The following is an 11760-nucleotide window of genomic DNA, read 5'->3' as shown; positions in this document are numbered from 1 at the left end:
GGCCCCTCAGCTTGACGAGGAGCCCGCGCGGGCGCGGACGCCGTTGGCCAGGGCGACGCGGGACGACACGCCCAGGCGGGCGTACACCTGGCTGATGTGGTACTCGACCGTCTTGACGCTCAGCAGCAGCTCGCGGGCGATCTGCCGGTTGGTCAGCCCGGTGGCCACCAGCTGGGCCACGGCGTCCTGCTGCGGCGTCAGACCGAGGGGGGAGACCGCGTGCTGCTGCCCGCACGCCGCCAGCTCGATCTCGCAGCGTTGCGCGTAGGGCACGGCCTCCAGGCGTTCCAGCTCCCGCAGCGCCTCCTTGAGCTGTTCGGCCGCGGCGGCCCGGCGGCCGAGCCTGCGCAGGAACGACCCGTACGCCAGCAGGATCCTGGCCCGGCCGAACGGCTCCCCGGTCTCCGCGCACGCCGCCTCGAACGCCGTCGTGGCCGCCTCGGTCTCGTGCCCCGCCGCCAGCAGCCGCGCCCGGACACCGGCAGACCCGGCCGGTACGTCACCGGCCCGGCGCAGGTCGCCCTCGGTGATGAGCGCGTCCAACAGCAGATCGGCCCACGGCAGCAGCCCGCGCTCGGCCTGGTCCGTTGCGTCGGGCAGACCAGGCTGCGTGTAGGCCGTCGCGTTGGGCGGCCCGGACTGGGCGTACGCCGTCGCGTCGGGCAGACCGGGCTGAGCATCCGCGGTCCACTTGGGTGAGGTGTTCGCGGGCTGGTCGGGTGAGGTGGACGCGGTCTGGCCGGTGGCGGTGAACAGGTCGAGCAGCGGTGTCAGCAGGGCGATCACCTCGTCCGGCCGGTTCCGGGCAGCGGCCAGGTGGGCCGCGGCGTACGCGGGGCCGATGACCGCCACCGGCGCCGTAGCGTCCCTGGCCAGCCGCCGGGCCGCCTCGGCGTGCTGCCCGGCGCGTTGCCAGTCACCCCTGGCCGCGGGAACGAGAGACGCCACCGCGTGGGCGTGCGCCGACATCCAGCACGGGCCGAGCTCGTCGGCGACCGCGGCGGCGAGCTGCCCCAGGGCCGCCGCCTCGTCCCAGTGCCCCTGGTGGAAGCCGGCCAGGCTGCCCATCACAGCGGTGAGCAGCCTGGCCGGTGGCGAGCCCCCCAGCCCACCGGAGTGACGCATCAGGCGCAGATAGTCGCCGGGCTCGGGGCGGCAGCTCCAGGCGTCGATCCTGGCGAGCAGCGCGGGCCGCGCGCACCGGTCCCGCGCCTCGGCCAGCGCCGCCCGCGCCTCATCGGTACGGCCGGCGTAGTGAGCCAGCACCCCTCGCGCGAAACGACCGTCCGCCGTCGGGGAGGCCGCGTCGACGCCGGAGATCGACGGGGACACCGGACTGTTCCGGGAGGCCGCACCGATGCTGGGGGACGCCGCATCTGGGTCAGCGCCTGACGGAGCCGTCGAGGAGGTGCGGGGTTCGGTGGGTGTCCCTGAGGAAGCCGTCGCAGAGGTGCCTGGCCGGGTGGCCGGCTCGTCGGCGCCGAGCCGTACCGCCAGAGCGTGGGCCTCGGCCGGGCGGCCGTCGAACAGGAGGGCCTCGACGGCGTCGGCGCCCGGCTCCCGGTCCAGCCGGGCCGCCTGCGCGAGCAGCCGCGCCGCCTGTCCCCACTCGCCCGCCGCGGCCCTGCGTCGGCCCGCCGCCGCGATGTCGCGCACGAGCTCCGGGCCGGGACGTTCGGCGGCTCGCAGCAGGTGCTCCAGCCGGGTGGTCTCGTCCTCGGTCAGCGTCGCCGCCGCGGCGTGCAGCCGCAGCCGCTTGGTGGGGCCCATGTGCTGATAGACCGCCCCCTTGAGCAGCGGGTACGAGAAGCGGATCAGGATCCCGGCACCTGTCGGCCGCTCCACGAGCAGCCCGGCCCCCAGCGCCTCCTCCAGCGCCGACAGCGGCGCCCCGACGCCCGCCAGTTTGGCGGCCGCGCCGAGCGAAACCTCACCCGCCGCGCGTCCGGCCCCGCCGAGTGCCGTCGCTCGTCCCGACCCGCCGAGCGCGACCTCGCCCGCCGCCTTCCCGGTGCCGCCCGGCCCGATGTCGCAGGCCAGGACCGCCGCCGCCTCGACCAGCGACCGGGCGGGCTCGCTGCACCAGGCCAGCCGGGCCAGGGCGTCGCGGGCGTGCTGTCCCGGCACCGGCAGCGGGATCTGCGGGTCGGCCAGCTCGTCGAGGTCCGTCTCCTCCAGGACCTGGAGGATGTGCCGGGGGTTGCCGCCGGTGTGCTCGCAGAGTCGTCCGGCCGCCTGCTCGGTCAGGGGCAGGTGGGTCAGCGCGCGCACCTGCCGGGCGCCGATACCGGTCAGCGCCAGCCGTACCGACATCTCTCGGGTGAGCAGCGGCTGGAGCGAGGCGGGCTGGTAGGGGTCCGGGCTGGTCAGCACGGCCAGGACGCGGGCGGGCCGCAGCCGTCGCCAGGCGAACGCGAGCGCGGTGAGCGAGACGGAGTCGGCCCAGTGCGCGTCGTCGACGGCGAGCACCACCGGCCGCGCCTCCTGCAGCTCGTCGAGCCGGTCGCGCAGCCGGGCCCCCGCCTCGAACGGGTCCGCGGGCTGCAGACCGGCGATCCTGGTGAGCACGCCGTACGGCAGGGCCGACTCGCTCTCCACGGCGTCGGCGGCGATCACGTGCGCCTGGTCGTCAAGGGTGGCCAGGAACCGGCGCAGCAGGGTGCTCTTCCCGATGCCGGCGGGGCCGTGGATCAGGACCAGCCCCGGTTCACCCCGGCGGGCCAGCTCGAAGCGGTCCGTCAGCGATTCCAGCTCTCGTTCTCGCATGCCCACACAGTGCTCTTGCGCGCTCGCATCTCCCTTGTCGCCGACTGCAAGCGAAGGTTAAGCGGCGCGAGCTATACCAGCATCGGGAGATTTAGCGCGACATGCGAGGGGGCTTGCATGGCTGGGGAGACGTTCACGATCGTGCTGAGGGGCGGGGCGATCCGTCCCGACGCGAGGCTGGGGGTGTTCAGCAGCCTCGACGGCTGGCGGGCCCGCGTGCCCTGCCGCTATGTGGAGGGCGCGGACGAGTGGCGGGTGGAGCTCGACAGGCCGCCCGCCGGGACGGCCGTGGAGTTCAAGTTCCACTGCGACGGGGCGTGGGAGGCGCTGGACGGCAACCGTACCGCCGGGCCCGCGGACATCGCGGCGGGCGAGCGGATCGAGACGATGACCGGCACCCAGTCGGAGCTGTTCCCGACCCGTGACGACATCATCGTCACCAACCCGCTCCCGGCCCGCCGTCACTTCGCCCCCAAACTGGACGAGGACGCGGTGTACGACTACATCCTGGTCGGCAGCGGCATGGGCGGCGGCGTGCTGGCCCATGAGCTGACGAGGATGGCCGCGGCCAAGGGCGGGCGGATGCCGCAGATCCTCGTGCTGGAGGCCGGCGGGTACCTGTTCTCGACCCACGTCGGCAACATGCCCAGGCAGCAGAGCTCCAGCGCGGAGGCCGACCGGACCGTGTGGGGTCTGTGGTACCAGTACCGGTCGGCGCGTTATCGGACGAGCTCGTCCGGGTTGCAGGTCGCCGAGGCGTTCTGCCTGGGTGGCAAGTCGGTCTTCTGGGGGGCGCTGATCCCGAAGATGGACGGGCGGGAGTTCGAGTCGTGGCCGCGCGGCGTCCGCGAGGAGCTGCGTACCGAGTGGTACGACGAGGCCACCGACCTGATGCACGGCACGCGCCCGACGCTCAGCGACTACCGCAGGACGATCAAGGAGCTGCTCCGCACCCAGATGAAGCGCTTCCGCCAGCACGAGGTGCAGGTGGCGGCCGAGAACTCGGTGGCGCACCGGCTGGGCATCCCCTCAGGGATCTTCTCGACGGCGGCGCTGCTGATGGAGGACCGCCTGCGCGACGGCTGGAACAAGAGCCTGCACGTCAACCTCAACCATGAGGTCGTCGGGTTCGAGTGGGACCGCTCGGGCGGCCGGACCAGGGTGGCGGCCGTGCGCGCCCGCGACCTGATCGCCGGGAAGGACCGGGTGTTCCGGGTGGCGGACGGTGGGCGCGTGATCATGGCGGCCGGCACCGTGGGCAGCGCCGTGCTGGCCCGCCGGGCGCGGATCGACAACGAGTGGGTGGGCAAGGGGATCACCGACCACCCTACGTACGTCTGGAAGTTCACGCTGCCGAGCGACGCGCCCGGATACGCCGCGCACGACTCGGTCAAGATCCTGCTGCGCGGCTCGGTCGGCGCGATGCCGCTCAACGTGGTGGTGGAGATGGGTGTGGGGCTGAACCAGTACCGGGTGGACGAGGACGCCGTCCCGGCGCACGCGGACGTCTCCAGGATGGACTGCGAGATCGTCTTCTTCCCTTCGGTGCCGCTGCTCGACGGCAACACCGTCGAGCTGGACCCGGACACCGGCCGGCCGGTGATCACGATGAAGCCGGTCGAGATCCCCGGTTACCTCGCCGCGGTGCGGGAGATCGGCGGCCGGATCATCCGCATCATGGGCGGCGACCCGGCGGCCTCGGAGCCGTTCGCCGCCGATCTCGGGGCGGTCGGTCACGAGGTCGGCACGCTGCGGATGAGCGAGGACCCCGGCATGGGCGTGGTCGACCCCGACCTGAAGGCGTGGGGGCACGACAACCTCTACGTCTGCGACCTGTCGGTCTTCCCGACATCGCCGGCCGCGAACCCCTCGCTGACGCTCACGGCCTTGGCGATGCGGTTGGCGGACCACCTTTCTGGTTGAGCCGGATTCAGTTGACGGGCTGGTTCGTCAGGACCAGCGCGGACGCGGGAGGCAGATCCTGCAGCTCGATGTGGCGCGAGGCACCCGGGCCGGGCAGCACGGTCACGGCCGACCTGAGCGGGTGCTTCGTCACCCCGCCGATCTCGGCCGTGTTGGCGACCACGGTGAGCTCCTGCGTGCGGGCGTTGAGGGCGCCGTCGATCTCGACGAGGGCGCCGCGTGTCTCGGTCAGGCTCGGGTTGACCACGCAGACCATCTCGGTCCCGGCCAGTACGCGCGACCAGCACAGCACGTCGCCGGGCCGGGGGAGCGCGTAGCCGCCGTCGGCCCGGCCGAGCCTGCGCAGGTACTGCCGCCCGGCCCGCAGCGCCCGGTGGGCCGCCCGCGCGGCCAGCAGCATCCTGACCCGCTGGTAGACCTCATTGTCCTGGTCGAAGACGTGGTGACTCGTGGTGCCGTACGGGCCGAACCCCGGCAACTCCGTGTCGAACAGGTGCGCCGCGGTCGGCGACTCGCCATCGGCGGGCCGCCCGGCGGCGCCCGCCTTGCGCGGATGCTCCGGCCCGAACATGGCCTCCCGCAGATACCGATCCCCCGACAGCTCGCGGCGGCCCCACCCCTCGCCCATGAGCCACCCCCGCTCGCTCTCCTCCGGGCCCGTCAGCCCCTGCTCGATGCCGTAGTAGAGGCACGGGATGCCCAGCGAGTACAGCAACAGCGCCACCCCGACCGTGACCTGGCGGGGATCGGGCTCACTGTGGCCCGGCGGGGTCAGCGCGCCGAACCGGAGCTGGGGATCGATCGACAGATCGTCGTGATCGTCCACCATCGAGACGTAGACGGAACCGAGAGAGCGATGAGAGACCCCCCGTGTGGCGAACCTGCGGAAGAACTCCTCGACGGCGTCGGGGAAGGGGAAGCCCTCCCGCCCGAGCGCGACGTCGCGCAGGAGCCGCCGCGTCTCGCCGGTCTCCAGGACGGCGCTGAGGTTGCGCCCGATCAGGTCCAGGTAGCGCTCCTCGATCGTGTCGCCGCCGCCGACCTCTCCCACGATGAGGAAGTTCGCCTTCCCCAGCCCGTCGGCGAACTCCCTGAGCGCTCCGCAGAACAGCGTGGCGTCGCGCGGCGGCACGTGCTTGAGCGTGTCGATGCGTACGCCGTCGATGTCGGTGAGCGCCATCCAGTAGGTCCAGATACGGATGAGCGTCTGCAGCTCTTTGGACTGGTCGAGGTCCCGGCTGAACCAGTCGGCCCGCCGGTAGGGCGCGTCCGGCTCGTCGTCGCCGCCCTGGCCCCAGCCGAGCCCGTCGCCGCCCGCCCTGGTGTAGGCGTCGGGGTCGTGCAGCTCGCTCGGCCACACGCCGTGGTCGGGCTCGGTGGGCGCGGTGCCGTGCGGCAGGCGCCCCCCGGTGCCGTCCCGCCAGGCGCCGAACGGCAGCTTCCCGTCCTGGCCCGCGTACGGCGGGCGGACCACGTAGTGGGGGGAGCCGGGGGTGCCGAGGTCGTAGTCCCAGTTCTCGCCGGTGTGGTTGATGAGGATGTCGAGGATGACCCGGATGCCGTGCTCGTGGGCCTTGCCGACCAGCTCCACCAGGTCCTCGCGGGTGCCGAATCTTCGGTCGACGTCCAGGAAGTGCTGGATGGAGTAGCCGTGTGGGTCGTCCGGCGCGGGGACGCCGTCCACGGTCGTGACGGGCCGCTGCTTCCACACGGGCGCGATCCACAGCGCGGTCACGCCGAGGTCGCGCAGGTAGCCGAGCTTGGAGATGACCCCCCGCAGGGTGCCGCCCTGGAAGCGGTCCCGGCCGGAGGCCGCCCACTGGTTCCACATCCACCCGGCCGGGCGGGAGTTGGCCGGCCGGGCCCGGTCGACGAGCTCGCGCCCGTGCTCGCGGCCGTCGCTGAACCTGTCGGGCAGCAGGAAATAGATGACCTCGTCGCGCCAGTCGGACGGCGACGGGTGATAGCTCTCACGCTGGGGCCAGACGGCCTCCCAAATGCTTCGGGGCGGGGCTTGGCCGATGATCTCGTCGATGTTCGCCATGGCGCCGGGCTCCTTGGCTGTGTATTCCTGCCTGTCTGCCCAATCTGAACCGGGTTACAGTCGCAGGCAAGAGGAGAGGAGAGGCGTGGACATCCGGATTCTGGGCACGTTCGACGTCATGATCGAGGGCGACTCCGTCGCGCTCGGCGGACCGCAGCGGATGGCCATTCTCGCAGTCCTCCTCCTCCACCAGGGTGAGGTCCTCAGCTCTGACCAGCTCATCGAGTACGTCTGGAGCGGGACACCGCCCAAGAGCGCCCTCAGCGCGCTGCACGCGCACGTGTCACGCCTGCGCAAGGCGCTCAACGGCGCCGACATCCTGCAGTCCTACGGCTCCGGCTACCGCGTCGTCGTCGAGCCGGACAAGGTGGACGCCTTCCGCTTCGAGCGGCTGGTCGAGCAGGGCGCCCGCGCGCTGGCCCAGCAGGACTGGGCGGCGGCCGTGGCGCTGTACAGCCAGGCGCTGGAGTTGTGGCGCGGCCCCGCGCTGACGGAGTTCGCCACCGAGCCGTGGGCGCAGTGCGACGCCATCAGGCTCGAGGAGTTACGCTTCAGCGCCGAGGAGGGCAGGACCGACGCCGAGCTGGCCCTGGGACGGCACGCCGAGGCGCTGCCGCGGCTGGAGCAGCGGGTCAGTGAGCATCCGCTGCGCGAGCGGTCCGTCGCCCAGCTCATGCGCTCGCTCTACCGGTGCGGGCGGCAGGGCGACGCCCTGAACGTCTACGACCGGGTCCGCCGGATCCTGGCCGAGGAGCTCGGCGTGGACCCCGCCCCGGCGCTGCAGGCCACCCACCAGGCGATCCTGCTGCACGATCCGGGACTCGACGGCAGCCCCGCCCCGCCGCCGCGCCAGGACGCGCCGCCGCGGCGGATCATCAACCTGCCCTCGCGCAACCACGTGTTCTCCGGCCGCCAGGAGATCCTGGCCGAGATCGAGGGCGCGCTGACCGAGCCGACGACGCGCCCACCGCCCCGTGTGGTGGCGCTGCACGGGCTCGGCGGCACCGGCAAGACGCAAATCGCCCTGGAGTACGCGCACCGGCACGCCGCCGACTACGACGTGGTCTGGGAGGCGCCGGCCGTCGAGCCGGTCGCCTTCTGGAGCGTGCTGGCGGAGCTGGCGCTGCGTCTTGGCGTACGTCAGCAGGCCGACCGGGGCGAGATCCTCGCCGCGCTGGCCGAGCGCCTGGCCGGGATGGATCGCTGGCTGCTCATCCTCGACGACGTCGAGGACGGCACGCTGATCGAGGCGTTCCTGTCGTCCCTGCGGGCCGGGCACGTCATCGTGACCTCGCGCAACCCCGCCTGGGGCCAGCTGGCCGTGGGCGTGCGCGTGGGCTCCTTCTCCCGGGCCGAGTCAGTCGATTTCCTGTCCACGCGCGTGGCCAGGACCAGTGGCGCCTGGGCGCTGGCCGAACAACTCGGTGACCTGCCCTTCGCGCTGGAGCAGGCCGCCGCCTACAGCGAGCAGACCGGCATGAAGCTCGACGAGTACGGCGACCTGTTCCGTCGCCGCGCCGACCAGTTGCTCACCCGCGACAAGGCGTTCGCCACGGTCTGGCAGCTCGCCTTCGAGCGGGTCGCGCAGGCGTCTCCGGTCGCCATCGAGCTGCTGCACCTGTGCGCGACGCTGGGCCCCGGCGGCGTCTCGCTCGACCTGCTGGACTCCATGCCGGACGTCCTGCCGCCGGCGCTCGGGGACGCGGTCAAGGACGAGCTGGCCCTGCAGGACGCCATCGCCCACCTGCTGCGCCACTCGCTCGTCGAGCGCGACAGGGGACGGCTGCGCATGCATCCGCTCGTCAAGGCGGCGGTCTGGGCCAGGCTGCCCGACGAGGAGCGGCGTACCTGGGTGACCTGCGCCGTCGAGATCCTGAGCTCGGTCGTGCCCGCCGACGCCGAGAACCCCACCACCTGGCGTACCTGGGACAGCGTCATCCCCGACGTCATCCACCTCGGCCAGGAGGCCGACGGCGCGGACCTCGTCGTGCCCGGCCTGCCGCGCATGCTCTGCGGCTCCGGCCACTACCTCACGGTACGGGCGGCGTTCGAGCGGGCGCAGGAGCTGTTCGAGCTGGCGCTGCGGCTGGTCAGGCGGCAGCCGGGCGCCGACGCCGACCTGGCGGCCGTACTGTCCGACCACGGCAACCTGCTGGAGCTCACCGGCGACGTCAACGGCGCCCGCGCCGCCCAGGAACAGGCACTGGTGCTGGCCGAACGCGCCCTGGGCGGCGACGACCCGGCCGTGGCGCGCGTCCTGCGACGGCTCGGCAACGTGCTGGTCTGCCAGCGCCGCCTGCCCGAGGCCAGGCGTACCCTCGAACGCGCCTTGGCCATCCTGACCGCCCGGCGAGAGCCGGACCGCAGGGAGATCGCCCGCGTAAGCCGGGAGCTGGGCTTCGCCGCGTGGACGGCGGGCGACCTGCGTGCCGGCCAGGAATGGCTGACCAAGGCGCTGGCCACCGCGCGGACGATCCTCGGCTCCGACCACCCGGACGTCGCGCACACCCTGTCCGGGCTGGGGCTGATAGTCCAGGACACCGGCCGCCCGCAGCGGGCCGTCAAGCTGCAGGAGCAGGCCGCGTCCATGCTCACCGCCGTGTACGGCGACGAGCACCCCGAGGTCGCCCACACGCTCGACAAGCTCGGGTACGCGCTGCGCCTTTCGGGCCACTTCGAGGAGGCCAGGGTCAGCCACGAGCGGGCGCTGTCGATCCTGGAGTTCTGCTACGGCCCCGGCCACGGCGAGGTGGGCATGCCGCTGACCAACCTCGGCCTGGTCTACCTGGACACCGGCGAGCCGAAGCTGGCCAGGGACCACCAGGAGCGGGCGATCCAGGTGTTCAGGAACGCCTACGGCGACGACCACGCCCACGTCCACCTCGGCGTCCGCCGGCTGGGCCAGGCCATGCTGGCCGACGGCCGGGCCGCCGAGGCGCGGGACCTGCTGCGCAGCGCGCTCACGGGCACCGAGCGCGTGCTGGGGGGCGGCCATCCCGACGTCGCGGGCACCCTGCTCGACCTCGCGGAGGCGTACGAGGTGCTGGGGGAGCAGGAGTCGGCCGACGCCTGCCGGGCGAGGGCCGAGCGGATTCTGGCCCGTGGCAGGAGCCCCATCCAGGGTTAGCCATCCGCATTGAGGGCTGTAGGGCTGGCCCTCCGCATTGAGGGCTGGCCCTCCGCATTGAGGGTTAGCCCTCAGCCGTCACCTGAGGCCGGATTCGCTCACGGACCCGACTCTGGGGACATGCCGGATTTCACGGACGTGTCCCCTGGGCGGCGGGTCATCTCCGCCGAGGTGGAGCCGGTGCCGGGACGACGGCACCAGGCGGCGGCCGTGCTGCGCCGGCTCGGCCTGCGCGTTCTGCACCTCGGCCCGACGATCAGCGTGAGCGCCCCGGAAGAGGTCTGGGAGCGGACGTTCGGCCTGCCTGAGCCCGCCATCCCCCGCGAACTGCGGGGACTTGTCACAGGGATCCATCTCGCCGGGCCTCCCGACCTGCACTGACCCACTGACACGCCCCGAGGGGGAAGCATGACCACGATCACCGAACGCCGCGAGTCCACCGTCCACTTCGAGGCAGTGGTGCGGCCGCCGGGCCGGGGCTCCATGTTCGCCGAGTCGTCGGCCGTACAGGCCGCGGGCCTGGACGACCTCAGGCCACCGCCGGACCGGGCCGCGCAGACCGCGCTCGCGCTGCAGCGCCGAGGGTTCGTCGTCCGGCACGTCGGGACGTTCTCCATCAGCGCGGAGGGCCCGCGCCGGTTGTGGGAGGAGACGTTCAACACCCGCGTGGCAGTCAGGCCGCACACCCTGCGCGGCGCGCCGGCCGACGCGGCGGCCGAGCCGGGCGACGAGGTCTCCTATCTGTCGCATGTGTCCGGGGTCCCGTTCACGCTGCCCGCCGACCTGGAGCCGCTGGTCGAACGGGCCTACCCGCAGGCGCCGCCGCAGTTCTACGGCTCGCCGCTGCCGCCCAGGGTCTCCTATCACCACCTGCGCGTGCCGGACGACGTCGGGCTCCTCCTGCGCGCCTGCCACGTGCACGAGCGGGGGGTGACCGGCCGGGGGGTGTTCGTGGCCATGGTCGACACCGGCTTCTACAAGCATCCCTTCTATCCGCATCACGGCTACAACTACAACGCCACCCTCGCGCCGGACGCCGCCCGTGTGGACCACGACGAGTACGGCCACGGCACGGCCGAGGCGGCCAACATCTTCGCCTGCGCGCGTGACGTGGACTTCGTCGGCGTGAAGATGGGCGGCAACGCCACGCTCGCGTTCAAGACCGCCGTCGACCTGTCGCCCGCCGTCTTGACCAACAGCTGGGGCTACGACCTCAACGGGCTCACCGGGCTGCCCAACTTCCTGCGGCCGCTGGAGTTAGCGGTGCTGGAGGCCGTACGGGTGCGCGGCATCACGGTCTGCTTCTCCGCCGGGAACGGCCACATCTCCTTCCCCGCGATGATGCCCGACGTCATCGCCGCGGGCGGCGTGTACGTGGAGGAGACCCAGGTCAACGGGGAGTTCAAGATGGAGGCGTCCGACTATGCGAGCAGCTTCGACAGCCTCATCTACCCGGGCCGGCACGTGCCCGACGTCTGCGGACTGGTCGGACGGCAGCCCAGGGCGCTCTACATCATGCTGCCGACCGAGCCCGGCGACGTCATCGACTCCTCGCTGGCCGGTCCCGGCTACCCCGTCAAGGACGGCACCGCGCCCGACGACGGCTGGAGCGTGATCAGCGGCACCAGCGCCGCCGCGCCCCAGATCGCCGGGGTGTGCGCGCTGCTCAAGCAGGTCCAGCCGGGGTTGTCGCCCGACCTGGTGAAGGCGCTGCTCAGGGCCTCGGCGCGGGACGTCGTCGACGGCAAGAGCGGGACCGGGGAGCTCGCGGGGGAGGGCTTCGACGGGGCGACCGGGGCGGGGCTCGTGGATGCCGCGGCCGCGTATCGGCTGGCGCGGTCGGTCACGCCGCGCAGCCTGCACACCGTCCCACCGCCCGTCTGATGGACCGCGCCGCCCG

At 72.8% G+C, this 11760-nt stretch carries 6 protein-coding genes; 4 read left to right on the top strand and 2 right to left on the bottom strand.

The window, feature by feature from the left end:
• Positions 1-6 precede the first annotated feature (6 nt).
• Complete coding sequence (locus ACQP2T_RS33880; protein ID WP_433508952.1) at positions 7-2766, bottom strand: AAA family ATPase; 2760 nt, start codon at positions 2764-2766, stop codon at positions 7-9.
• A gap of 117 nt (positions 2767-2883) precedes the next feature.
• Here ACQP2T_RS33880 and ACQP2T_RS33875 point away from each other — a divergent pair, with 117 nt between their 5' ends.
• Entirely contained in the window at positions 2884-4689 is a 1806-nt protein-coding gene (locus tag ACQP2T_RS33875; RefSeq protein WP_433508951.1) for a GMC oxidoreductase, read from the top strand.
• 7 nt (positions 4690-4696) lie between these two features.
• On the opposite strand, the gene ACQP2T_RS33870 is transcribed toward ACQP2T_RS33875, so the two are convergent.
• Positions 4697-6733: an alpha-amylase family glycosyl hydrolase gene (locus tag ACQP2T_RS33870; RefSeq protein ID WP_433508950.1), complete on the bottom strand. Its 2037-nt coding sequence runs from the start codon at positions 6731-6733 to the stop codon at positions 4697-4699.
• An 85-nt stretch (positions 6734-6818) separates the two neighbouring features.
• Between ACQP2T_RS33870 and fxsT the strand changes: the two genes are divergently transcribed.
• The 3 genes from fxsT (at position 6819) to ACQP2T_RS33855 (ending at position 11744) form a co-directional block, all read left to right on the top strand.
• Positions 6819-9860, top strand: a complete 3042-nt coding sequence (fxsT, locus tag ACQP2T_RS33865) for an FxSxx-COOH system tetratricopeptide repeat protein (protein ID WP_433508949.1) — start codon at positions 6819-6821, stop codon at positions 9858-9860.
• Positions 9861-9980: 120 nt separating this feature from the next.
• Entirely contained in the window at positions 9981-10241 is a 261-nt protein-coding gene (locus tag ACQP2T_RS33860) for a hypothetical protein (RefSeq protein ID WP_433508948.1), read from the top strand.
• A gap of 27 nt (positions 10242-10268) precedes the next feature.
• Positions 10269-11744, top strand: coding sequence for a S8 family serine peptidase (locus ACQP2T_RS33855; RefSeq protein ID WP_433508947.1), 1476 nt, complete (start codon positions 10269-10271; stop codon positions 11742-11744).
• The last annotated feature ends 16 nt before the right edge of the window (positions 11745-11760 follow it).

The sequence above is a fragment of the Nonomuraea sp. CA-143628 genome (assembly GCF_050942315.1).
GTDB lineage: Bacteria > Actinomycetota > Actinomycetes > Streptosporangiales > Streptosporangiaceae > Nonomuraea.
The sequence above is the reverse complement of the archived record's forward strand: the minus strand, read 5'-3'. Positions and strand labels throughout refer to the sequence as shown.

What these genes read in the sequence shown, in the direction of transcription:
- ACQP2T_RS33880 (WP_433508952.1), bottom strand. Translation starts at nt 2,766, where the DNA reads ATGCGAGAACGAGAGCTGGAATCGCTGACGGACCGCTTCGAGCTGGCC.
- ACQP2T_RS33875 (WP_433508951.1), top strand. Translation starts at nt 2,884, where the DNA reads ATGGCTGGGGAGACGTTCACGATCGTGCTGAGGGGCGGGGCGATCCGT.
- ACQP2T_RS33870 (WP_433508950.1), bottom strand. Translation starts at nt 6,733, where the DNA reads ATGGCGAACATCGACGAGATCATCGGCCAAGCCCCGCCCCGAAGCATT.
- ACQP2T_RS33860 (WP_433508948.1), top strand. Translation starts at nt 9,981, where the DNA reads ATGCCGGATTTCACGGACGTGTCCCCTGGGCGGCGGGTCATCTCCGCC.
- ACQP2T_RS33855 (WP_433508947.1), top strand. Translation starts at nt 10,269, where the DNA reads ATGACCACGATCACCGAACGCCGCGAGTCCACCGTCCACTTCGAGGCA.